This is a genomic window from Neorhizobium alkalisoli (genome assembly GCF_007829835.1).
GTDB lineage: Bacteria > Pseudomonadota > Alphaproteobacteria > Rhizobiales > Rhizobiaceae > Neorhizobium.
In genome coordinates this window covers 37461-60707 of the sequence record NZ_VIWP01000020.1, presented here as the reverse complement: position 1 = coordinate 60707, position 23247 = coordinate 37461, and the positions used below count along the sequence as shown (strand labels likewise).

At 60.9% G+C, this 23247-nt stretch carries 18 protein-coding genes; 14 read left to right on the top strand and 4 right to left on the bottom strand.

Annotation, left to right across the window (positions count from 1 at the left end; genetic code table 11):
- The first annotated feature begins 336 nt into the window (after positions 1 to 336).
- The 5 genes from FHW37_RS32455 to FHW37_RS32435 all read left to right on the top strand — a co-directional run bounded on the left by FHW37_RS32455 (position 337) and on the right by FHW37_RS32435 (position 8236).
- Complete coding sequence (locus FHW37_RS32455; RefSeq protein WP_145643699.1) at positions 337 to 1287, top strand: phosphoribosylaminoimidazolesuccinocarboxamide synthase; 951 nt, start codon at positions 337 to 339, stop codon at positions 1285 to 1287.
- Between the two features lie 122 nt (positions 1288 to 1409).
- Positions 1410 to 2015, top strand: a complete 606-nt coding sequence (locus FHW37_RS32450; protein WP_145643691.1) for a TetR/AcrR family transcriptional regulator — start codon at positions 1410 to 1412, stop codon at positions 2013 to 2015.
- 299 nt (positions 2016 to 2314) lie between these two features.
- Entirely contained in the window at positions 2315 to 3520 is a 1206-nt protein-coding gene (locus FHW37_RS32445; RefSeq protein WP_145643698.1) for an efflux RND transporter periplasmic adaptor subunit, read from the top strand.
- A gap of 50 nt (positions 3521 to 3570) precedes the next feature.
- Positions 3571 to 6681: an efflux RND transporter permease subunit gene (locus FHW37_RS32440; RefSeq protein ID WP_145643690.1), complete on the top strand. Its 3111-nt coding sequence runs from the start codon at positions 3571 to 3573 to the stop codon at positions 6679 to 6681.
- Between the two features lie 109 nt (positions 6682 to 6790).
- The gene (locus FHW37_RS32435; RefSeq protein WP_145643689.1) at positions 6791 to 8236 is read left to right on the top strand and encodes an efflux transporter outer membrane subunit; all 1446 of its coding nucleotides are present in this window, start codon (positions 6791 to 6793) and stop codon (positions 8234 to 8236) included.
- 198 nt (positions 8237 to 8434) lie between these two features.
- Here FHW37_RS32435 and efp read toward each other — a convergent pair whose 3' ends face one another.
- Positions 8435 to 9004, bottom strand: a complete 570-nt coding sequence (gene efp / locus FHW37_RS32430) for an elongation factor P (RefSeq protein ID WP_145643688.1) — start codon at positions 9002 to 9004, stop codon at positions 8435 to 8437.
- Between the two features lie 164 nt (positions 9005 to 9168).
- Here efp and epmA point away from each other — a divergent pair, with 164 nt between their 5' ends.
- From epmA to FHW37_RS32390, 7 genes are all read left to right on the top strand, one after another.
- On the top strand, positions 9169 to 10239 hold the full coding sequence (gene epmA, locus FHW37_RS32425; protein WP_145643687.1) for an EF-P lysine aminoacylase EpmA: 1071 nt from the start codon (positions 9169 to 9171) through the stop codon (positions 10237 to 10239).
- Positions 10236 to 11282 (top strand): lysine-2,3-aminomutase-like protein, encoded by a 1047-nt coding sequence (locus FHW37_RS32420; protein WP_145643686.1) that lies wholly within the window; start codon positions 10236 to 10238, stop codon positions 11280 to 11282. The genes epmA and FHW37_RS32420 overlap by 4 nt, the downstream gene beginning before the upstream one ends.
- 868 nt (positions 11283 to 12150) lie before the next feature.
- Positions 12151 to 12402, top strand: coding sequence for an acyl carrier protein (locus FHW37_RS32410; protein WP_145643685.1), 252 nt, complete (start codon positions 12151 to 12153; stop codon positions 12400 to 12402).
- 2 nt (positions 12403 to 12404) lie between these two features.
- Positions 12405 to 13601, top strand: a complete 1197-nt coding sequence (locus FHW37_RS32405; protein ID WP_186458515.1) for an acyl-CoA dehydrogenase family protein — start codon at positions 12405 to 12407, stop codon at positions 13599 to 13601.
- 46 nt (positions 13602 to 13647) lie between these two features.
- On the top strand, positions 13648 to 14556 hold the full coding sequence (locus tag FHW37_RS32400) for an amino acid--[acyl-carrier-protein] ligase (protein ID WP_145643684.1): 909 nt from the start codon (positions 13648 to 13650) through the stop codon (positions 14554 to 14556).
- A 4-nt stretch (positions 14557 to 14560) separates the two neighbouring features.
- Positions 14561 to 15544, top strand: a complete 984-nt coding sequence (locus tag FHW37_RS32395; protein WP_145643683.1) for a DUF1839 family protein — start codon at positions 14561 to 14563, stop codon at positions 15542 to 15544.
- Positions 15541 to 17970 carry a glycoside hydrolase family 2 protein gene (locus FHW37_RS32390; RefSeq protein WP_246691048.1) on the top strand — a complete coding sequence of 810 codons (2430 nt, stop codon included), beginning with the start codon at positions 15541 to 15543 and terminating at the stop codon, positions 17968 to 17970. The genes FHW37_RS32395 and FHW37_RS32390 overlap by 4 nt, the downstream gene beginning before the upstream one ends.
- Here the strand turns inward: FHW37_RS32390 and FHW37_RS32385 are convergent.
- On the bottom strand, positions 17938 to 19749 hold the full coding sequence (locus FHW37_RS32385) for an alpha/beta fold hydrolase (RefSeq protein ID WP_246691047.1): 1812 nt from the start codon (positions 19747 to 19749) through the stop codon (positions 17938 to 17940). The genes FHW37_RS32390 and FHW37_RS32385 overlap by 33 nt on opposite strands.
- A gap of 101 nt (positions 19750 to 19850) precedes the next feature.
- On the bottom strand, positions 19851 to 20837 hold the full coding sequence (locus tag FHW37_RS32380) for a glycoside hydrolase family 5 protein (protein WP_145643682.1): 987 nt from the start codon (positions 20835 to 20837) through the stop codon (positions 19851 to 19853).
- 401 nt (positions 20838 to 21238) lie between these two features.
- Between FHW37_RS32380 and purU the strand changes: the two genes are divergently transcribed.
- The gene (gene purU / locus FHW37_RS32375) at positions 21239 to 22123 is read left to right on the top strand and encodes a formyltetrahydrofolate deformylase (protein WP_145643681.1); all 885 of its coding nucleotides are present in this window, start codon (positions 21239 to 21241) and stop codon (positions 22121 to 22123) included.
- 566 nt (positions 22124 to 22689) lie between these two features.
- On the top strand, positions 22690 to 22887 hold the full coding sequence (locus FHW37_RS32370; RefSeq protein WP_145643680.1) for a hypothetical protein: 198 nt from the start codon (positions 22690 to 22692) through the stop codon (positions 22885 to 22887).
- Between the two features lie 96 nt (positions 22888 to 22983).
- Here the strand turns inward: FHW37_RS32370 and FHW37_RS32365 are convergent, their stop codons facing one another.
- Positions 22984 to 23220 (bottom strand): Lrp/AsnC ligand binding domain-containing protein, encoded by a 237-nt coding sequence (locus FHW37_RS32365; RefSeq protein WP_145643679.1) that lies wholly within the window; start codon positions 23218 to 23220, stop codon positions 22984 to 22986.
- Positions 23221 to 23247: the final 27 nt, after the last annotated feature.

Here is a 23247-nt window from a genome sequence, read left to right as displayed (position 1 = left end):
AGTTTCTCCAGAACGAGAAGCTTCGTCGCTAGCAGCGCCGCCGCCCTCGTCAGTGAGGCGGGTTATAGATCCAACCCTACCAAGCGTCAACAGCGGAATTCGAGATTCTTCAGAAAAATGACAAGCCATTGATACAAAAAGGAAATTATGAGTTTTAGCGATTTCGCGGGCCAAAATGCCCGCTCAAGCACTATATATAATGTATCGACCCTGCCGCGGCCCGATCTGCCCCTCGTTCTTGTGCGCCAAAGGCAAACCATGCGATAGAATGGCCATTGTGACCCTGCGCCATAACGGCCGCCATTTTGAAAGTCTGCGCCTGTGACCGCCCTTCCCGTGCCCGTTCTCGAAGAAGCCTTCATTCCCGAACTGCCGCATTATTATCGCGGCAAGGTACGCGAGAATTACGATCTTGCCGATGGACGCCGCATCCTGATCTCCAGCGACCGCCTTAGCGCCTTCGACCGGATCCTGACCTCCATCCCCGACAAGGGCCGTGTGCTGACCCAGACGGCGCGCTACTGGTTCGAGGCAACGGCAGACATCTGCCCGAACCACGTGTTTGCCTATCCCGACCCGAATGTCGTCATCGGCAAGCGCCTCGACATCCTTCCGGTCGAGATCGTCGTGCGCGGTTATCTGGCCGGCACGACCGGGACCTCGCTTCTTACCCTCTATAAGAAGGGCGAGCGCAATATGTACGGCCTGACGCTGCCCGACGGCCTGCGCGACAATGAAAAGCTGCCCACGCCGGTCATCACCCCCACCAGCAAGGCTTTTGACGGTGGCCATGACGAGCCGCTGTCGCCGGCCGATATTATCGGCCAGGGCCTGCTGACACAGGAACAGTGGGAGACGCTGTCGAAATATGCGCTTGCGCTGTTTGCCCGCGGCCAGGACATGGCGGCGAAACAGGGGCTCATCCTCGTCGACACGAAATACGAATTCGGCACGGATGCCGATGGCACTATCATTCTGGCCGACGAAATCCATACGCCGGACAGCAGCCGCTACTGGATTGCCGACAGCTATGACGAAGCGTTTCGCACCGGCGGACGGCCGAAGAGCTTTGACAAGGATTTTATCCGCAGCTGGGTGGTCGAGCGTTGCGACCCCTACAAGGACGATATTCCGACGATCCCGGCCGAGCTGATCGAGGAGACGGCCGCCGTCTATCGCCGCGCCTTCGAAATGATCACCGGCACGGATTTTGTCGGCGCGACCGGTGAAGAACCGGTTCTCGCCCGCATCCGCCGCAATCTTGCGCCGTTTTTCGACGCGGCCTGAATGCAATAGTCTCCGGCCGCCGGCCCGGCGGCCCTTCATCCTGCAGGCGATCTTTCCCGGGTAACGGGACTGAAGGCGGCGACAGGCAGGATGTATATTCTGCGAAACGCAGCGAGGATATCGTGCGAAGACCGAGACGCAAGGCGGACGAAACGCGGGAAGACATCCTGACCAAGGCCGAGGCGATGCTGAGGGACAATGGCATTGCCGGTTTCTCGATCGCCGACCTCGCCGCCGCCCTCGGCATGTCGCCTGCCAATGTGTTCAAGCATTTCCATTCGAAGGCAGTGCTTGCCGACGCCATCTGCGAACGTCATGTCAGCCGCATGATCGCCCGCTTCCAGGCGGATGGAAGCGACGCCCCGGCACCGGAGCGGCTGGCGGTTGCCGTCTGCCAGCTGATGGAAGTGCATCTGGCCGATATCCGCGAAAATCCCTTCCTGTTCGAAATGCTGGTCCTGATGGCAAACAATGCCAGCCTGCCAAGCGCCCTGCGTTACAAGAGCCTGATCGAGGCCATGTTCAAGGATCTGATCCGTCACGGAATCGACGCCGGCGTCTATCGCAGCGTCGATCTCGAGAGCATGAGCAGCACGGTCGGCGCAGCTTTTGCCAGCGTCCTGCATCCCGTCTTTCTCATGCATGCCGACGAGAGCGAATTGCGCCAGCGTTGCGCCTCGCTTGCCGCACTCGTGAACGCCGCGTTACAGAGTCCCCTTGTAAAGTGACGGTTCATGACTTACGTCACTTCGGCTCGTCCGGCGATTCCCCTGTCGCCGGACGGCAGCATCCTGCTTTCCGAAAATCGGCTTCGGTTCTCGGAAAGCAGGATGCCGTGACTGAAAGATGGTAGCGCGCTGCGTGTCCGACCGGGCGCCTGGCGCGCTAGTGGCATATAAGCATTGTTACAGGTACTATTCCCGCTACCGTCTGGCAGATGCGTCGGTGCGGTGAAAGCCAACGCTGTTTCTGGATTATCCCCATGACCGTACCAAATATGGCCAGACGAAACATGACCGGATCGAACATGACCGCACGAAAACTGCTCCTTCCCCTCGCATTTTCCCTCGCGCTTGCTTCCTGCAGCGATTCCGGAAACCAGGCTGCAGGCAATGCGGCGCAGGGCGCCCAGCGTCCGCCGCAGCCGGTCAGCGTTGTCCTGATGAAAAAGTCGGAACAGCCTTTGACGACGGTTCTGTCAGGCCGGGCCGACGCATTCCGCTCTGCCGAGATCCGTCCGCGGGTCGGCGGCGTCATCAAGCAGATCCCCGTCAAGGAAGGCAGCTTCGTCAAGGAAGGCGATCTTCTCTATAAGATCGAGGACGATACCTATCAGGCCACGCTCGCGGAAGCCCAGGCGGCTCTCGACAAGGCTGAGGTCAGCGTTCCCGCGGCCGAGGCCAACATGCAGCGTTACGAGCGCCTCGCCAATAGCGGCGCGACGCAGCAGGAATATGAAAACGCCCGCACGACCCTGCTTCAGGCACAGGCTTCCGTCTCGGAAGCCAAGGCCACCGTGCAGACGGCGCAGATCAATGTCGACCTGACGGAAATACATGCGCCTTTCGACGGCGTCACATCGGCGACGAATTTCTCGATCGGCAATGTCGTGACGGCGAGCCAGACGGATTCGCTGATGACGCTGCGCCAGATCGATCCGATCTACATCCAGCTGAACGAATCGAGCGTCAATCTTCTGCGCCTGCGCGCCGCGATCGCCGCCAACAATGTCCAGCACAAGCAGCCGGCCGACGTCACCGATATCAAGCTGACGCTGGAAGACGGTACGGAATATCCCAAGGTCGGCAAGCTCGACATGTCGGAAATGGCCGTCAGCACCACGACGGGCACGATCTCCATCCGCACCCTGTTCGACAATCCCGACAATATCATCCTGCCGGGCATGTTCGTGCGTGCCACGATCACCATCGGCAAGGAAACCGGTTTTGCCATTCCGCAGCGCGCCGCCGGCCGAAATGCCAATGGCGAGCTGACGGCGAAATTCGTCAGCGCCGACAACAAGGTCGAGACCCGCACCTTCCGCGCCAGCAAGCTTTCCGGCAACAACTGGCTGGTCAATGACGGCGTTGAAGAAGGCGACAAGCTGATCGTCGACGGTTTCCAGTGGATTGCAGACAACGCCGCCGTCAACCCGATGCCGGCCGAGATCGATGCGAAGGGTTTCATTATCGACAAGTCGCAGCCCGCGAACGGCCAGGCGCCGAAATCGTGATGCGTCGGCAAACCCACGCTCAGCCTGCAAACGTGATCAGGACATAAAAAATGGCCAAGTTTTTCATCCGGCGACCGATCTTCGCCTGGGTCATCGCCATCGTCATCATGCTCGGCGGCGCACTGGCGATCAACACGCTGTCGATTTCGCAATATCCGGAAGTGGCACCACCGACCGTGCGCATCAGCGCCAGCTATACCGGCGCCAGCGCCGATACGGTGCGAAAGACGGTGACGCAGATCATCGAGGACGGCATGACCGGCCTCGACGGGCTGACCTACATGACCTCGTCTTCGACGACCGGTCAGGTTTCGGTCACGCTCACCTTCGACAACAGCGTCGATCCCGACATTGCCCAGGTCCAGGTACAGAACAAGCTGCAGCTTGTGACCTCGCAGCTGCCGTCTGTGGTCCAGAATCTCGGCATCGAGGTGACGAAGTCGACATCGAGCATCCTGCTGGTCGGCGCGCTCGTCTCGACGGACGGCAAGCGCTCGTCGGCTGATCTCGGCGACATATTTTCGACCCAGATCGAGGACCAGGTGAAGCGCCTGGAAGGTGTCGGCAGCATCAATTCCTTCGGTTCGGCCTTTGCCATGCGCATCTGGCTCGATCCGTTCAAGCTGAAGAAGTTCCAGCTGACACCGGCCGACGTCACGTCGGCGATCGAAGCCCAGAATACCCAGGTTTCGGTCGGTTCGGTCGGCGGCATGCCTTCGGTCGAGGGACAGCAGCTCAGCGTCACCATGACGGCCCAGAGCCAGCTGACCACGGTTTCGGATTTCGAACGCATCATCCTCAAGGTCAATACGAGCGGTGCCAATGTGCGCCTGAGCGACGTTGCCCGCATCGAGATCGGCCAGGAAGACTATTCCACCTCGTCGCGCTCGAACCGCCAGCCGGCCTCCGGCTTCGCGGTCAATCTTGCGACGGGTGCGAACGCGCTCGATACGGCTTCCGTCGTCAAGGGCAAGCTTGCCCAGATCGCCCCAAGCCTGCCGGCCAATGTCAAGATCATCTACCCCTATGACACGACGCCTTTCGTTTCGCTCTCGATCGAAAAGGTCATTCACACGCTGATCGAAGCGATCGTGCTCGTCTTCGTCGTGCTTCTGATCTTCCTGCAAAACCTGCGCGCCACGCTCATTCCGATGATCGCTGTGCCGGTCGTACTGCTCGGCACATTCGGCATTTTGGCGGTGACCGGATATTCGATCAACACGCTCACCATGTTCGCCATGGTTCTGGCGATCGGCCTTCTCGTCGACGACGCGATTGTCGTCGTCGAAAACGTCGAACGCATCATGGACGAGGAGCATCTGAGCCCGCTCGAAGCGACCGAAAAGTCGATGGGCGAAATCACCGGCCCGATCGTCGGCATCGCCCTTGTGCTGACCGCGGTCTTCATTCCGATGGCGTTTTTCGGCGGCTCGACGGGCATCATCTACCGTCAGTTCTCCGTCACCATCGTTTCGGCCATGCTTCTGTCGGCGCTCGTCGCGATCGTTCTGACGCCGGCGCTCTGCGCCACGATCCTGAAGCCGATCAATCATGAGAAGAAGGGTCGCGGCCTCGGTGCCTGGTTCAATCGCGGTTTCGACAGCACGACCCATGGTTATGTCGGTACCGTCGGTTATCTTCTGAAGCGGCCGGTCCGCGTCATGCTGCTGTTTTTGATCGTCATCGGCGGCTGCGCCTTCTTCTTCACCCGCCTTCCCTCGTCCTTCCTGCCGCAGGAAGACCAGGGCGCGCTGATGACCATCATCCAGCTGCCGAATGGTGCAACCTCGGCCCAGACTGCCGAAGTGATCAAGAAGGTCGAGGATTATTACCTCGACAAGGAAAAGGACGCCGTCGATTCGGTCTTTGCGGTGAACGGTTTCAGCTTCACCGGCCAGGGCCAGAACAACGCGCTCGTCTTTGCCAGCCTCAAGCCCTTCGACGAACGCACGGATACGAAACTTGCTGCCGCCTCGGTCGTGCAGCGGGCCATGGGTTATTTCTTCACGATCCGCGAAGCCCAGGTCTTCCCGCTCCTGCCGCCTGCAATCCAGGGCATGGGCACGTCGAGCGGCTTCTCCATGTATCTGGTCGATACCGGCAACCATGGTTCTGATGCGGTTGCGGCCGCATCCAAGCAGCTGATGGCGGATGCCAATGCCAGCGGCAAGATCACCGCGATGCGTGCCAACGACCGGGATGCGGAAAGCCAGGTCAAGCTGATCCTCGACCAGGAAAAGCTGAGCGCCATGGGTGTCGGCATTGCCGATGCCAACTCGATGCTGACGACCATTTTCGCCGGCAGCCGGGTCAACGACTTCACGCTCAACAACAAGATCAAGCATGTCTATGTACAGGCCGACGCGCCCTACCGCATGCAGGCCGAGGACCTGAAATACTGGAATGCCCGCAATTCCAGCAATGACATGGTGCCGTTCTCGACCTTCACGGATACGAAATGGGTGAACGGCCTGCCGTCGCTCTCCGCCTTCAACGCCGTCACCGCCTATTCGCTGGAAGGTTCGGCAGCACCGGGCGTCAGCTCCGGTGACGCGATGAACGAAGTCGAGCGGCTGGTCTCCCAGATGGACGGCGGTTACACCGTTGCCTGGCAGGGGATTTCCTATCAGGAAAGACTGTCCGGTTCGCAGGCGCCGATGCTCTATGCCCTGTCGGTCCTGATCGTCTTCCTGTGCTTGGCAGCACTCTATGAAAGCTGGTCCATTCCCTTCTCGGTCATCCTCGCGGTGCCGATCGGGGTGCTGGGCGCGCTGGCGGCGGCTCATTTCCTCGGCCAGTCCAACGACGTCTATTTCAAGGTCGGCCTGCTGACCACGATCGGTCTCGCGGCCAAGAACGCCATCCTGATTGTCGAGTTCGCGAAGGACAAACAGGCGGCGGGCATGGGCCTGATCGAGGCGGCTCTCACCGCAGCGCGGCTGCGTCTGCGGCCGATCATCATGACGTCGCTCGCCTTCATTCTCGGCGTCGTGCCGCTCGCGATCGCAACCGGTGCGGGCTCCGCAGCACAGAATGCCATCGGCATTGGGGTGCTGGGTGGTATGCTTTCTGCAACACTGCTCGGAATTTTCTTCGTTCCGTCCTTCTTTGTTGTGGTTCGCCGGTTATCAAATCGTGAAAAAAGCGAGAAGACAGAGTGAATCTGTTAACGGTTTGCCATGCCGACCCGCTGCGAAGTGAGTCGGCGTGGCCTGAGTTTTCGCTCCGCAGGACGCGGAGCCCCATCAGTAAGGGCTTTGGGACAAAGATATGAGATCCACTCGCGTAGCTGCCGCTCCCCTCCTCATGCTACTGCTGTCCGGCTGTGTGCTCGGACCTGACAATACGCCGCCGGAAATTTCTCTTCCGGCCAAATTCGCCGAAGGCTCCAAGTCCACCAATGGCGATGTCGCCCAGACCGCATGGTGGACCGCATTCTCCGACAAGCGCCTCACCGGTTATGTCGATCAGGGCCTCGGCCAGAACCTCGACGTGCTCCAGGCAATGGAGCGCATCAATCAGGCACAGGCAAACGTCGTTTCCGCCGGCGCCGGTTCGCTGCCCGCACTCGACCTGTCTTCCAGCGCGTCGCGCAGCGGCAGCAAGGATATCGGCGGCAATGCCGGTGCAGCTTCGGCAACGGATCCCCGCACCAGCGTCTCGGGCGGCCTGAGCGCATCCTGGTTCCTCGACCTGTTCGGCCTCTATCGCCGTTCCAAGGAAGCAGCGCTCGCAAACCTCGACGCTGCCTATGCCAGCGTTGACGTTGCCCGCCTGTCGCTCCTGTCGAATGTCGTCGCGGCCTATATCGACGCCCGCTATTATCAGGAACGCATCAAGATCGCGCAGGACAACCTGAAGTCCCGCCGCGAGACGCTGAACCTGACCAAGCTGCAGCTCGATGCCGGCGCTGCTTCGCGCCTCGACGTCGTTCAGGCCGAAGGTCTGGTCAACTCGACGCTCGCGACCATCCCGGGCCTCGAAACCCAGTTCCGCACTGCATCCCACCGGATTGCGACGCTTCTGGCCCTGCCGGCCGGTTCGCTCGTCACCGAAATGCAGCGCGGCGGCAACCAGCCGACTGCCCGCTTCAGCCCGAAGTCCGGTGTTCCTGCCGACCTGATCCGCAACCGTCCGGACGTTCGCGCTTCGGAACGCCAGCTCGCAGCTGCCGTCGCCAATATCGGCGTCGCAGAAGCACAGCTCTATCCGTCGATCACGCTGGGCGGCTCAATCACGCCGTCCTACGTCAAGTCGGGCAAGGCTGAAGCAGGCCTTCTGTCCTGGTCGTTCGGTCCGCAGCTCAGCCTGCCGATCTTCGATGGCGGTGCGCTCCGTGCCAACCTGTCCTCGTCGGAATCCGCTGCCCGCGAAGCCCATCTCGCCTGGAAGCAGACGGTTCTCGACGCAGTCGAGGAAGTCGAGAACGCGCTTGCCGCCGTCGCCCGCGATGGTCGCACGGTTGCTGCGCTCCGCAACACGGTCAAGTCCTACGAAGAAGCCCTGCAGCTCGCAACCGCCAGCTACCGCGACGGCGCTTCCTCGCTGCTCGACGTCCTCGACGCCCAGCGTCAGGTCTCGACCGCACAGGAAAGCCTGGCCCAGGCCGTCCAGCAGATGGCGCAGGACTATGTCTCGCTCAACGTCGCCGTCGGCGGCGGTTATGCAGTCGGCAAGCCGGCTCCGGCCAAGGTCGTGGTCGCCGCCAAGAACTGATAGCGGCACCTATTACCGACAACAAAAAACCTCCGGAGCATCGCTTCGGAGGTTTTTTCATATCTGCCTTTGGCGGGGCGTCTCGTCACAGGCGCAGAAACGACAAAGGCCCGGAAACCGATTTCGATTTCCGGGCCTTCGTTTTGGATCAGACCACCCTTTGCGCCGGCCTTGCGGCCAGGCGCATCAGGCAAAAAATCAGTTCTTGGCGCGTTCGACGTAGGAATTGTCTTCCGTCGCGATGACGACGCGGGTACCGGCATCGATATGCGGCGGGACAGCGGTGCGGATGCCGTTCGACAGCATGGCCGGCTTGTAGGACGAGGAAGCCGTCTGGCCCTTGACGACCGGTTCGGTCTCGGTGATTTCGAGAATGACGTGACGCGGCAGCTGCAGAGCAAGCGCGACGCCTTCATGCATGGACAGGATGCAGACCATGCCTTCCTGCAGATAGGCCTTCTGGTCGCCCATCGTGTCGGCATCGACGACGATCTGGTCGTAGTTTTCCGGGTTCATGAAGTGGAAGCCTTCGCCATCTTCATAGAGGAACTGGTGGTTGACGTCTTCGACGAAGGCGCGCTCGACCTGTTCCGTCGTGCGCCAGCGCTCCGACACCTTCACGCCGTCGACGATGCGGCGCATGTTGACCTGTGTGACCGGCGTGCCCTTGCCGGGGTGGAAGTTTTCCGCGGTGAGAACGACATAGAGCTTGCCATCGACATCGATGACATTGCCCTTGCGGACGGAAGAGGCGATGACCTTGACCATGATATTCCCTTGTGGTGCCGGCTTGTAACGGCCGAAAATGCGTCGTAGAGGACCGGGCGATGATCGTCCCTTGAGGGACGGAACGCCTGTTTTCCGGGCCGGACTACCTCAAAACCGTGCAAAGTGGAAGCCTTGCCCGCTGCAACAGGCAAAGAAAGCCGCAAATGACGCTGCCGCAGAATGCCAAATCGCGGGCGCCCTGGTGGAAACCCGAGACCCATGCCGACCGCCGCCCCTTCCTGATCGGCCGCAATGCCGTGCAGACGGTGCTGCGCGGCTTTTTCGGCAGCCGTGATTTCATCGAGGTGGATACGGCGACTTTGCAGATTTCTCCGGGCAATGAAACGCATCTGCACGCCTTTGCGACCGAGGCGCTGACCATCGGCGGCGAGGCAGCGCCGCTCTACCTGCACACCTCGCCGGAATTTGCCGCCAAGAAGCTGCTGGCCGCCGGCGAGCGCCGCATCTTCACTTTCGCGCATGTCTATCGCAACCGCGAGCGCGGCCCGCTGCATCATCCCGAATTCACCATGCTCGAATGGTACCGGGTCGGCGAGACATACGAGCAGCTGATGGCCGACTGCGCCGACATGCTGAAACTCGCCGCCGAAACGACCGGCACGAAGCGCTTTTCCTTCCGCGGCATGGAGATCGACCCGTTTGCCGAACCGGAACGCCTGACGCTGGCGCAAGCCTTCGACCGTTTCGCAGGCATCGACCTTTTGGCGACCATGGCCGCCGATGGCGAGACGGATCGCGATGCGCTTGCAGCCATGCTTGCCAAAAACGGCCTGCGGGTTTCGCCCGACGACAGCTGGACCGACCTGTTCAGCAAGGTGCTTGTCGAAAAGATCGAGCCGCATCTCGGCCGCGACCGGGCAACGATCCTCTGCGAATACCCGATTTCCGAGGCGGCCCTCGCCCGCCCCTCCGCCCGCGATCCGCGCGTCGCCGAGCGCTTTGAGCTTTACGCCTGCGGCGTCGAACTCGCCAATGCCTTTGGCGAGCTCACCGATGCCGGCGAACAGCGCCGCCGCTTCGAGCACGACATGGCAGAAAAGCAGCGCATCTACGGCGAGACCTATCCGATCGACGAGGATTTTCTCGACGCGCTTGAGATCATGCCGGACGCAAGCGGTGCAGCACTCGGCTTCGACCGGCTGGCCATGCTGGCAACCGGCGCAACGCGTATCGACCAGGTTCTCTGGGCACCAGTGGCGGAGACCTTTTCGTGACCGCCGCCCGCTCATTGAAAACCCCGGCCGACCTCCATTCCGCCGGCCTGATCCCCGAGGAGAGGCTTGAGGCCGTACGCGCGGTTGCCGATCGATATGCAATCGCCCTGACACCGACCGTGCTGTCGTTGATCGACCGCGCCGACCCGGCCGACCCGCTTGCTCGACAGTTCGTGCCCGATCCGGCCGAACTTTTGACCACGCCGGAAGAACGTGCCGATCCGATCGGCGACGATGCCCATAGCCCCGTCAAGGGCATCGTGCATCGTTATCCCGACCGCGTGCTTCTGAAGGCAGTGCATGTCTGCCCCGTTTATTGCCGCTTCTGTTTTCGCCGCGAAATGGTCGGACCGCAGGGCGACGGCACACTGTCCGCGGACGAGCTTTCCGCAGCATTCGATTATATCCGAGCCCATGACGAGATCTGGGAAGTCATCCTCACCGGCGGCGACCCGCTCGTGCTCTCTCCCCGCAGGCTTGGCGCGATCATGCGCGGCCTCGCCTCGATCGAGCATGTAAAGATCGTCCGCTTCCATACCCGTGTGCCTGTGGTCGATCCCGACCATATCGACGCGGCGCTGATTGCCGCCCTGAAGGAAAGCGGCAAGGTGATCTATGTGGCGCTGCATGCCAATCACGCGCGGGAACTGACCGCGGAAGCCCGCGCCGCCTGCGCAAGACTGATCGAAGCCGGCCTGCCGATGGTGAGCCAGACGGTGCTTTTGAAGGGCATCAACGACGATCCAAAAATTCTCGGCGACCTGATGAAGGCCTTTGTCGAGACGCGGATCAAACCCTATTACCTGCACCATCCCGATCTTGCCCCCGGCACCAGCCATTTCCGCATGGATATCGCGGAGGGCCAGAAGATCGTCGCGGCCTTGCGCGGCAATATTTCCGGCCTCTGCCAGCCGACCTATGTGCTCGACATTCCTGGCGGCCACGGCAAGGCGCCGATCGGTGAAAGCGCCGTGCGCGGCGATGGCGGTTGTTATTCGGTCAGCGATTTCCGCGGCAACGACCATTCCTATCCGCCCCGGTGACATGAACGCGCGGCGACAAGGCACAATACGGCCTTGGCGATCGGGAAAATTTCATTGAACGGACGGGGCGACGAAAGCTGCCTCGCAAATTCAAAAACAAATGACACCTCTCGGCGCCCCGTTCGGCGGTTTTTGCCCGCGACTTCGGTCCCTCTGCCGTGGTTCTTCCGGACGGTCTTTTTCCGCCGGTCTTTCGAAAAGTGTCGCGGACTGAAAGCCCGGCAAAACTTGTCCGTCGAACCACCCTGTGTGCCGCACAGGCACGCCCGGCGCCCTGGTCGGGCATCAAGTCATGACGGGCCGGTCCGAACCCGTCAAAACTCCCCGTCTCGCCGGAGGGAGACCATTTTCCGCGAACCCGGGATGCGAGATCCTGCGTCTCTCCCTCACACCCCGCGCCGATCCCGCCTCGCCGGCACGCCTGCCGGTGTATCCGTGACGGAACCTGATGATTATAGGCACAGGTTTTGGGGAGGGGGAAAACGCGCGGTGAAATTTTTTTGAGGTGGCGCCGTGTGGCCCCCCCTCTGCCCTGCCGGGCATCTCCCCCACGGGTGGGGAGATCCGCTGGGCGCTCTGGCATTATGCGATCTCGACAACCGAGAAGGGCGAAAGGTCGCCACAGGCAGATCTCCCCCCTTGTGGGGGAGATGCCCGGCAGGGCAGAGGGGGGCGGGCTTGCACAGGTGCCAAAATCAACATCTGTGCCTCAACCACCCCAATTCTTACCCTGATCTTCCACCCATCGATCGAATTCTAACGAATCCCGCAGCCTGATCTTCAGCATGTCCGTTACCGCTTCCTTATGCTTTCCATCCTAAACAAATGGGCAGCGATGACAGCGATACATTGATTGGGGGATGTCGAGATGAACGAGACCATTCGCGAACTTCTGGGCCGTGTCGGCGGCCTTCCGGTGGCGGTGAACGAGATTGCGGACGACGCGGATCTCTATGCAGCCGGCCTTTCCTCCTTTGCCTCCGTGCAGCTGATGCTCGGCATCGAGGAAGCATTTGATCTGGAATTTCCCGACAGCCTGCTGAACCGCAAGTCCTTCGCCAGCATTCAGGCGATCGAACAGACGCTCACCCAGATCGTCAAGACGCAGGCAGCGGCCTGAAGATGAGCGCCGCCGTCCTGGTTGCCGACCTCAAGAGCGCAGACATGACGCTTGCCGCCCGGGCAGGGCGCGTGGCGAAGGTGGCGGCGGAATTTGCAGACGCCGTTGACCGTGATGCGCGCTTCCCGCAAGAGGCGGTGGCGGTGATGCGGGAGGAGCGGCTGCTCGGCATCCAGGTGCCGGCAAGCCATGGCGGCGAAGGCGCGTCTCTGTCCGAGATTGCCGAAGTCTGCTCCATATTGGGGCAGGCCTGCTCGGCCAGCGCCATGGTTTTTGCCATGCACCAGATCAAGGTTTCGAGCCTTGTCGAGCATGGCACCGACAGCGCCTGGCACTCCGGCTTCATGCACGAACTGGCCGCCCGTCAGCTTCTGGTCGCCTCGGCGACGACGGAAGGCGGGATCGGCGGCAATATGCGCAACTCCATCTGCGCGATCGAGATCGACGGCGAGACCTGCCGGCTCACCAAGGATGCAACGGTGATTTCCTACGGCGCCCATGCCGATGCGATCATGGTCACCTCCCGTGCCCATGAGACGGCGGCACCCGGCGACCAGGTGATGACGGTCTTCAGGAAGGGCCAGTATACGCTGCAGAAGACCGTGGACTGGGACACGCTCGGCATGCGCGGCACCTGCTCCGACGGTTTTCTGTTCAAGGGCGAGGCGCCGGCCGAACAGGTCTTTCCAAAACCGTTTGCCGAGATTGCCGCACAATCCATGCTCGCCACCTCGCATCTTCTCTGGAGCGCGGTCTGGTTCGGCATTGCCGCCGACGCGGTTCTGCGCGCCCAGGCTTTCGTTCGGGCAGCCGCCCGCAAGTCGAACGGCGCGACGCCGCCCGGTGCGGCACGTCTCGCCGAGGCATCGAACATGCTGCAGATGCTGAAGGCCAATATCCAGTCCGGCCTGAAGCTTTACGAGGCTGCGAAACGCGATGCGGACCAGCTTTCGTCCATGGCGTTTTCGATTGCCATGAACAATGTGAAACTGTCCTCGTCGGAAACGATCCTGACGATCATCAACCAGGCGATGATCATCTGCGGCATCATGGGTTACAAGAACGGCACGCCCTACAGTCTCGGCCGCCACCTGCGCGACGCCCATTCCGCCCAGCTGATGATTTCAAACGACCGCATTCTCGGCAACACGTCGACCATGCTGCTCATTCAGAAGCCCGATACCAGCCTTTTCGGCTGAGACCCGATTTATAGAACCGCAAGTGATTTACCGAGGGGGTAAAGTCATGGATATGCAAGTTTCATTTCTTGATCGACTGTTCGATGCAGGCCTGCTGATCGAAACCGGTGTTGATGGCCTTTACGGCCGCAGCGGCCAGTTCGAAGACGTGATCGCAGCCTTCGAGCGGCTGATCGACCGCGTTGGTGGCGGCGATGGCGCCGAGGCGATGCGCTTTCCGCCGGGCATGAACCGCGAATTTTTCGAGACCAGCGGTTACATGAAGAGCTTTCCACAGCTCGCCGGCACCGTCCACTCCTTCTGCGGCAGCGAACTCGACCATATGAGCCTGCTGAAATGCATGGAAGTGGGCGACGACTGGACCGCCGGCCAGGAAGCGACCGATATCGTGCTGACGCCGGCTGCCTGCTACCCGCTTTACCCGACCGTCGCCCGCCGCGGCAAGATTTCGGCGAAGGGCGCGCTCTATGACCTGCAGAGCTACTGCTTCCGCCACGAACCGTCGAAGGATCCGGCCCGCCAGCAGCTTTTCCGCATGCGCGAATATGTCTGCATGGGCACGCAGCAGCATGTCACGGATTTCCGCCAGAGCTGGATGGACCGCGGCGTCGAGATGATGAAATCGGTCGGTCTCGACGTGACGATCGACATCGCAAACGACCCGTTCTTCGGCCGCGCCGGCAAGATGATGGCCAACAATCAGCGGGATCAGAACCTGAAATTCGAGCTGCTGATCCCGATCACCTCGACCGCCAATCCGACCGCCTGCATGAGCTTCAACTATCACCAGGACGCATTCGGCACCAAATGGGGCCTGAACCTGGAAGATGGCAGTGTTGCGCATACCGCCTGCGTCGGTTTCGGCCTGGAGCGTATCGCGCTGGCACTGTTCCACACCCATGGGCTCGACGTGAAGGCATGGCCGCAAGAGGTGCGCGCCACGCTTTGGGGATAATATTATGACCAAGGTTTTCGACAGGCTCGACCCGACACACTATCGTCCGCACGCCCTGCATTCGGCCGACCGCATCTGGCCGGAAACCAATTGTTATGCCGATCTGTGGATCGAGGTTTTGTCCGCAGCCGGCATGCAGCCGGAGGCGATGCTCGCCTTCACCCTGACCCAGGATTTCGAAGGCGACCAGTTCACCTTCTTCAAGGTGCCGCTGGAAGACCTCGAAGCGCTTTACGGCATTCGTGTCACGGAACTGGCGATTTTCGACGCGCCGCAGCGGCATGTTCTGGAGCAAATCGGCCGCGGCCGGCTGACGCTGCTTGAGCTCGACAGCTATTACCTGCCCGATACGCGCGGCCTGACCTACCATCAGGAACACGGCAAGACGACGGTCGCGATCAATCGCCTCGATCTCGAAAGACGGGAACTCGACTATTTCCACAATGGCGGCTTCTTCACCCTGTCGGGCAATGACCTTGTCGGTCTGCTGCAGCTGAACGGCGGCCCGGATGCGCCGCTTTTTCTGCCCTATACGGAATTTGCCAAATTCCCCGCCTCCTATCCGTCGCAGCGATCGATCCGCGAGATGGCCTGGAAACTGCTGCGGCATCATTATGCCCGCCGCCCGGAGGCCAATCCGGTGCGCGCCTTTGCCAGCGTGTTTCCTGAGCAGGCACACCGGCTGGCCGAGCGCGACTTCGCCTTCTTCCATAAATATGCGTTCAACACGCTGCGTCAGCTGGGGGCGAATTTCGAGCTTCTCGCCAGCCATCTCGCCTGGCTGAACCACGGCGCCTTCGAAGTGCCGGAGAAGAAGGCGCTAAAAATTTCCGAGACCGCCAAGTCCACCCAGTTCCTGCTGGCACGGGCGCTGGCCCGCAAGAAATTCGAACCTCTGGCGGCGGCACTCGAACCGGCGGCTGACGCCTGGGACGGGCTGATGAGCGATCTCGGCCGCACGCTCGACCAGTCACGCGAGGCCGCGTGACCGCAGACCGGTTTTTTGCGCGGCAGGTGACGGCGCTCGACCGGAGCTGGTCGCTGTGCCTGACGGAACCGGACGCTTTTGCCCTGCCACGCGATATTCCGGCCGATGCGGATCGGTTGGACGCGATCGTTCCTGGAACAGTCGCCGCAGCGCTGGAAGCTTTGGGACGATTCGACCGAAACAACCCGGAAACACTGATCGACCGTGATGCTTGGTATCAAAAATCCCTGGCGGATGAGGCACCGGGCAAGGCGATCCTGCGTTTCGAGGGTCTGGCGACGATCGCCGACGTCTATCTCGATGACAGGCTGATCCTTTCGAGCGAAAGCATGTTCGAAAGCCATGACGTGGCGATCGAGCTGACGGGCAAAGAGACGCTGTCGATCTGCTTTCGTGCCTTGAAACCGCATCTCGAAAAGACCGGCCCCCGCGCCCGCTGGCGGCCGCGGCTGATGGACAATCAGGGTCTGAGGCTCATCCGCACCACGGCGCTCGGTTTCATGCCGGGCTGGTGCCCTTCGATCCACGCCGTCGGCCCCTTTCGGCCAATTGGACTGATCCGGCCGGGCGAAAGCCGCATGTCCGGCCTTTCGATCAAAAGCACGCTGGATGGCAATCAGGGCCATCTCGCCATCGGCTTTTCATTCGAGGGGAAGGCGAAAGACCTGCGCCTCTCCTGCAATGGCCAGGAAACGGCGATCGAGGCAGGTGCGGACGGACAATATGTCGGCGAACTCCACCTGCCGGATATCGAGCCCTGGTGGCCGAACAGCCATGGCAGCCAGCCGCTTTACGACGTCACGCTGACGATCGACGGCGAGGAGTTTTGGCTAGCCCGCACCGGCTTCCGCCGGATCGAAATCGATCGTGGTCCGGACGGCAATGATTTCAGGCTGAGCGTCAACGGCGAACGCATTTTCTGCCGCGGCGCGGTCTGGACCACGGCGGATATTCTGAGCCTCCCGGGAGATCGCGAGGCTTACGAAAAATGGCTGCAGCTCGCACGCGACGCCGGCATGAACATGATCCGAATCCCGGGCATAGCCACCTATGAAAGCCCGGATTTTTTCGCGCTCTGCGATGAGCTCGGCATTCTCGTCTGGCAGGATTTTATGTTCGCCAATTTCGATTATCCGGCTGGCGACGAAAATTTCCTCACCCACGTGAAATCGGAAACCGGCCAATTTCTGGCCGCAACGCAGGCCTCTCCTTCGCTCGCGATCGTCTGCGGCGGCAGCGAGATCTGGCAGCAGGGCGCCATGCTCGGCCTGCCGGAGCGGATCTGGAAAGGCCCGTTCTGCGACGAGATCCTGGCCGGCCTGGTGGCGGAAGGCCGGCCGGATCTTGCCTATCTGCCGAACTCGCCCTGCGGCGCCGCCCTGCCCTTTTTCCCGAATGCCGGCATCGCGCATTATTACGGCGTCGGCGCCTATCGGCAGCCACTCGAGGATGCACGCCGGGCCAATGTCCGCTTTGCCGGCGAATGCCTGGCCTTTTCCAATCTTTCAGCGGACGAGACACTGGAAGGCGGCAAGGCGGGCATACCGCGTGACAGCGGCGCCGACTGGGATTTCGAGGATGTGCGCGACCATTATATCGGCACGCTCTACGGCCTCGACGCCAATGACCTTCGCAGGACCGATCTCTGCCGTTATCTCGCCTTTTCCCGCGCCGTCACCGGCGAGGTGATGGAGACGACCTATGCCGAATGGCGGCGTCCCGGCTCTAGCTGCAATGGCGCTCTGACCTTCACCTTTCAGGACGTGATGGCCGGCCCCGGCTGGGGCGTGGTCGATGTCGAAGCCAGGCCAAAACCCGCCTGGTTTGCCCTGAAACGTGCCTTCCGCCCGGTCCAGGCCGTGTTTTCCGACGAAGGCACGAACGGGCTCGATCTCCACCTGATCAACGAAACTTCTGACGATCTTCCGGCCGTCATCGAGGTCATCTGCCTTCGAGACGGCAGAATGTCGGTCGTCTCCGGACGACGAGATCTGATGCTCGCCGGACGCGGCGATCAGAGCATCGCCGTCACCGACCTGTTCGGCGCCTTTTTCGATACGACCTATGCCTATCGTTTCGGCCCGCCATCCCATGACGTGACGGTGGCGCGGCTGAGACATGCCGGGACGGGCGAGATCATTGCCGAAAGCTTCCATTTCCCGCTCGGCCGCGGAAACGCGCTGCATGCGCCGGTGCTCAAGCCGGTGCTGGGCGAAGATGAGCGCGGTTTCTGGCTGGATCTCGAAACGGATGTATTCGCGCAATCCGTGATGCTGGACGTGCCCGGTTACGAGGTCGCGGATAACGGCTTCCACCTTGCACCGGGGTCCGTGAAGCGCATTGCGCTGAGCCCCACCAAAGCCGGCGCGGGCCGGCCTTCCGGTTCGATCACCTCACTCGGCGGCGACGGCGTGATGCGTTTCTGACGCCTTGTTCTTCGGCCGCGGCACGCTGAGCGCCAGCTTGCGCAAAGTGTCGAGATAGGTTGCGCGCGCATGCTCCGGCGTCAGGTTATGATCCGAATCCGGGATGAAGGTCACCGCGACATTGCTGAACCGGCGCCTGTCGGCAGCATTGCCACCAAGGTAGAAGTTGAAATGTTTCAGGCCGATATCGCCCTCGCTATAAACAAGCGAGACCGGCACGCCACGCGCCTGCAGGCTTGCGAAGGCGCCATAAACGGCCCGGCCTTCCGGCAGGACATGGCGGAAGGCGTAGAGGACACGGCCAAGCGCATGGCTGCCGATGCCGCGAAGAATGTTGAAACCCGCCGCCGTGACATCGATCTCCAACCGCGCCAGGCGTTTCAGTGTATCGCCCTTGAGCGCGCGCTTGCCATAATCATGCAGGCTGCGTGTCGCCTTGGCGACCGCATCCTCGACCGAGCGGCCCGGGCGCCAGCGGAAGGCGAACGGGTTGACCGCGCATATGCCGGCGATCCGCTCATCGGAAAGCGCTGCACGGAAACCGAGATAGGCGCCGCTGCAACGGCCGGACACCACGACCGGACCCAGACCCTGCGCCATCAGGAAATCGATCGCGGCCGACACATCGGCATTCTGGCTGGAATGATAGAGAACTTGGCTCGGCCGTCCCGGCACGGGCGCACTGTCGCCGACACCGGCCGTATCGAACCGCAGCGAGGCAATGCCGATCCGGGCAAGCTTGCGCGCCAGGATCGCAGTGAGGCGCCCCCAGCCGGCATGCCGGTCATAGGCTGAACTCAGAAACACGACCGTGGCACCTCGGCGCTGCGTGGCAGGCTCGCAAAGCGCGCCGGACAGGTGGCCATTGATGCCGAAGCGGACCGGCGTTTCCGAAAAATCGGCAGCCTTGAGCGGCGAAAGCGCGATACGCCGCGGTGCCTTCTGGGAATTCGGCTCGACCGGCAAGGTCGAGATCCATCCGGCAAGTTCTTCCGCCACCGAAAGCGGCATCTTGGCCGTGGAAGGATTGGAGACGAGCTTTTCATAACCGTCGAAGGGAAGCTCGGCGACTTCAGCGCCAATCGTGCGCAAATGCGCCGCAAAGGCGGTATCGGCCGGCCGGTCGCGGCGACCGACAACGAGCACGCGCGGCGCCGGCAGCACATCGATCTTCATCAGGTCGATCTTGCGGACCTCATCAGCAATCGCATCCGGCATGTCGAGCGAGGCGATCGAAACACCCTTAGCTGTATCTTCCGGCCATGAAATGCCGAGATTGTTGTCCACCACTTTGGACCAGACCGAAAGCTCGCGCAGATAAAACCTGCCGGAGACGACCGGCGCCAGCAGGGTGACCGCCTCGATACCGTCGATCTCCCCGAGCGACTTCACGGTCACCGCCGAGCCGAGCCCCTGGGCGATGATGGCGATACGCTCGCAGCCGGACAGGATCTTCAGCTGCCGGGCTGCCGAAACCAGACTGTTCGACCAGTCGGCAAGACCACCGGCAAGATCACCATCAAGGGCGTCGCCGGTGCCAGGATAATCGAAACGCAGGCTTGGAATGCCGCGATCGGCAAGCGTCTCGGCAAGAATGCGCCAGAATTTGCGCGTGCAGATTTCTTCCAGTCCCCAGGGGCTGGCGAAAAGAACCGCGAGCCCGGAATGACCGGAATTGCGGCCTGCGGGCGTGAAAAGTCCGACCGTGCCGTCGAAGGTCACCGGTTCGGCGGCCGCCCGAGGCATTACATGATCGAAATCATATGCCGATAGCGGCATGTTTCGGGCATCCGTCATGGTCGAACCAGGAAGTTGGGTGTTCATCCGGCCGACAATACCTCGATGGTCACCTTCAAAGGCTTAAGGATTTGTTTGCAATTTTACTGATTGCAGCCGGAATGTTCCGAAAAGAAGCGCGACAGCGTCTGCATCTGCGGCCGATCCTCGCCATTGACGGGCTGGATGTTCAGGGGCTCCTCCGCCGGCCACCATTCTCCCGCCGCCCAGTAGGACCAGCCGAGCCAGATATCCGGGCTGCGCTCCACGACGTTCACCATGTCGGCCAGGGCGGCCTGGCATTCCGGCTTGCGCGGCACGGCGAATTCTCCAAGGAAGCCTCTCAGCCTGTGGCTTCTGAGCCAGGATGCAAACGAGCCGAGCGCCTTCACCGCATCTTCCGCGCGCGAACACTCGTCGTTCTTGCCGGAAAAATCGGTGTCGAGATACTGGTGGACCTCATAGGCATAATTGTTCTGCGGATCGGTGATATTCGCCATGACGGTGGCGTTCGGCGTGCCATATGTGCCGCCGAGCCAGCTATGGGCGCCGGTCCAGGCCGTGCCCGGGACGAGCACGAGATTGATTGCACCGGTCTGCCGGATCGCCGATATCGCGCTGTTTGCCGATGACAGCCAGTCCTGTGCGGAAATTCCGTAAGGCTCGTTCATCAGTCCGAAGACGATATCCGGACGCTGCGGAAACATCATCGCCAGCCGCCGCCAGAAATCCGCAAAGGCGCTTTGCGGCACTTCCTCGGAACCGATCAGCGTGCCGTTGTAGCGGCCATAGTTATGGGGATCGAGAATGGTCACCATGCCGCCCGCCCGGATCGCCTCGACGGCATCGGCAAGCCTCTTGGCCTCGTTCTTGTCGAAGGCGCCGTACAGTTTCGGCTGCAGCCTTTCCCAGAGGAAGGGCAGCCGCACGGTGTTGAAGCCTTTCTGCGAGAAATAACCGATCGTCTCGGCCGAGGGATAGATATAACCCTTGCCATAGGCCTCGCCGACCTCGCCGAATTCCGCTCCGGCCAGATTGATACCGCGCAGGCACGCACCGGAGGCCAGAGCCGGCTGCACCGAAGCAGTCATGCCGGCCACCGCCACGAGAGCGTGCCATCCCCTGCTTCTGCTCCGCTTCGAACCACTCTTCACCGGCTTCTCCGAATATTATCAAAATGAGTGACAGGACGTCTCTTAAGACATGGTGCGCAATGGAAGAAAGCAAGCCGCGCGAATTCTAGAAGCCATGATGTAAATTAGCAAATGATAATAAATCGTTCATCTGTGGCCAAGGCTCGGGATTGCGACGGCGATGCGCGTATGGAAGGCGCAAAGGGGACGGAATTTTTATGGGCCATCCCTAATCTTGGGGCCGACAAGATGGAACGCCCGCAGACGCAAATTTTTCCGGCATGCCATGCCGGCGGATATGGTCTGCCCGTTCCGGGCGCTATACAAGGCTGGCCGAAAGACCGGATAGGGGACCGCTGATGAAATCTTATGTACTGACCGTCACCTGCAAATCGACGCGCGGGATCGTCGCTGCGATCTCCGGCTTTCTCGCCGACAAGGGCTGCAACATCATCGACAGTTCGCAGTTCGACGACCTCGACACCGGAAAGTTTTTCATGCGCGTCTCCTTCATCTCCGAAGAAGGCGTTGCCAAGCCCGCTCTGCTCGAAGGCTTCAAGCCCGTCGCCGACACATTCGGCATGGAATGGGAAATCTTCGATTCGGAAGAGCGCGTGAAAGTTCTTCTGATGGTGTCGCGCTTCGGCCATTGCCTCAACGACCTGCTCTACCGCTGGAAGATCGGCGCTCTGCCGATCGATATCGTCGGCGTCGTGTCGAACCATTTCGATTACCAGAAGCAGGTCGTCAACAACGACATCCCCTTCCATCACATCAAGGTGACGAAGGAAAACAAGCCGCAGGCGGAAGCCCAGCTGATGGATGTGGTCGAATCGACCGGCACCGAGCTTGTCGTGCTCGCCCGCTACATGCAGGTCCTGTCCGACCAGCTGTGCCAAAAAATGTCGGGCAGGATCATCAACATCCACCACTCCTTCCTGCCGAGCTTCAAGGGCGCGAACCCCTACAAGCAAGCCTATACGCGCGGCGTGAAGCTGATTGGTGCGACGGCGCACTATGTCACCGCCGATCTCGACGAAGGTCCGATCATCGAGCAGGACACGGTTCGCATCACCCATGCCCAGTCTGCAGACGATTACGTCTCGCTCGGCCGTGACGTGGAGAGCCAGGTTCTCGCCCGCGCCATCCACGCCCATATCCATCACCGCACCTTCATCAACGGCAACCGCACCGTTGTCTTCCCGCCGTCGCCAGGCTCATACGCCTCCGAACGCATGGGTTGAAAAGGCGATCAGCGGACTATTTTTGAAAGGCCGGCGGCAGACATGTCGCCGGCCTTTTTGATTCCGATTGCGAAAAGCGCCCGCAAGGGCCTGAATTGCAGCATTGCGTTCAAGGTTGCCCAAGCCCCGAAACATGCTCCAAAACTTGACTGTCACGAAAAGTTTTTATTCGCCACCCTTGTTGGAAGAGCACCCCATCCCCATCTCCCGGCAGGTTGATGATCGGCCGGCGACGCGAATGAATTTTCACAATTCCGCCGTCTTCCTGTCATCAGTCAGAAAAAAATTCCTGATAGATGGATTTTAGTTGATCGTATTCCACGATTCACTTAATGTCCGCCTCGATTGCCGGAACCCGTCCGGCAGTCCTACGCAACCGCATTGCAGGGAGAGTGACATGTTTAAACATACGCGCGTCGCCGCCTTCGTGGGTCTTGCGTCGAAAATGATTGGCACGGATCGCTGCTCCCTTCCGTGCTGTCGAATGTAGCCCTTTCAGGCCCAATTCTCTGAAAAAATCCATTCGCCAAAAGCTGCGTTGACCGCAGCCAATGCGGGAGTCTGCCATGCAGAAGCAAGTTATCGAATTCGGCGGTGAACCCGTCGGCATAGTCATTCCGGACGAAGACAGGTTGAAGTTCATCGCCGTCAAGTTCCACGTCATCGATCTCGACGAGCAGCGTTTCAACTCTGCCGACGAGGTGCGTGTGGCCATTCGCGATCTGGTGCGCTCGCGCCATCAGGCGCCCGCAACCCACGTCTGACACCCAAAAAACCTGATTTCAGTAATCTTTTCAAAGAAGAAGCCGCCTCACGGCGGCTTTTTGCCGGTTTGTCCCGGGTCACGCCTGCGGGCGTTATCAGAACGCGGTAAAGGTCATCGTCGTCAGGGAGCGCTCGATGCCGGGAATGGCGGCGATCTTCTCGTTGACGAAACGGCCGATCTCTTCACTATCCTTGACATAGACCTTGAGCAGAAGGTCCCAGTCACCGCTGGTGGAATAGAGTTCCGACGCGAGTTCGGTCTTGTAGATGGCGTCGGCAACCTCGTAGGTCTTGCCGGGCTTGCAGCGTAGCTGAACGAAAATCGGCTTCATGAAACTCTTGGCCCCCTGGTCAGATGT

Bases quoted from the DNA above. Each gene is read 5' to 3' on its own strand.
- FHW37_RS32445 (WP_145643698.1), top strand. From the start codon at position 2,315: ATGACCGCACGAAAACTGCTCCTTCCCCTCGCATTTTCCCTCGCGCTT.
- FHW37_RS32440 (WP_145643690.1), top strand. From the start codon at position 3,571: ATGGCCAAGTTTTTCATCCGGCGACCGATCTTCGCCTGGGTCATCGCC.
- FHW37_RS32435 (WP_145643689.1), top strand. From the start codon at position 6,791: ATGAGATCCACTCGCGTAGCTGCCGCTCCCCTCCTCATGCTACTGCTG.
- efp (WP_145643688.1), bottom strand. From the start codon at position 9,004: ATGGTCAAGGTCATCGCCTCTTCCGTCCGCAAGGGCAATGTCATCGAT.
- epmA (WP_145643687.1), top strand. From the start codon at position 9,169: ATGACGCTGCCGCAGAATGCCAAATCGCGGGCGCCCTGGTGGAAACCC.
- FHW37_RS32410 (WP_145643685.1), top strand. From the start codon at position 12,151: ATGAACGAGACCATTCGCGAACTTCTGGGCCGTGTCGGCGGCCTTCCG.
- FHW37_RS32405 (WP_186458515.1), top strand. From the start codon at position 12,405: ATGAGCGCCGCCGTCCTGGTTGCCGACCTCAAGAGCGCAGACATGACG.
- FHW37_RS32400 (WP_145643684.1), top strand. From the start codon at position 13,648: ATGGATATGCAAGTTTCATTTCTTGATCGACTGTTCGATGCAGGCCTG.
- FHW37_RS32395 (WP_145643683.1), top strand. From the start codon at position 14,561: ATGACCAAGGTTTTCGACAGGCTCGACCCGACACACTATCGTCCGCAC.
- FHW37_RS32385 (WP_246691047.1), bottom strand. From the start codon at position 19,749: ATGCCGCTATCGGCATATGATTTCGATCATGTAATGCCTCGGGCGGCC.
- FHW37_RS32380 (WP_145643682.1), bottom strand. From the start codon at position 20,837: ATGACTGCTTCGGTGCAGCCGGCTCTGGCCTCCGGTGCGTGCCTGCGC.
- purU (WP_145643681.1), top strand. From the start codon at position 21,239: ATGAAATCTTATGTACTGACCGTCACCTGCAAATCGACGCGCGGGATC.
- FHW37_RS32370 (WP_145643680.1), top strand. From the start codon at position 22,690: ATGCAGAAGCAAGTTATCGAATTCGGCGGTGAACCCGTCGGCATAGTC.
- FHW37_RS32365 (WP_145643679.1), bottom strand. From the start codon at position 23,220: ATGAAGCCGATTTTCGTTCAGCTACGCTGCAAGCCCGGCAAGACCTAC.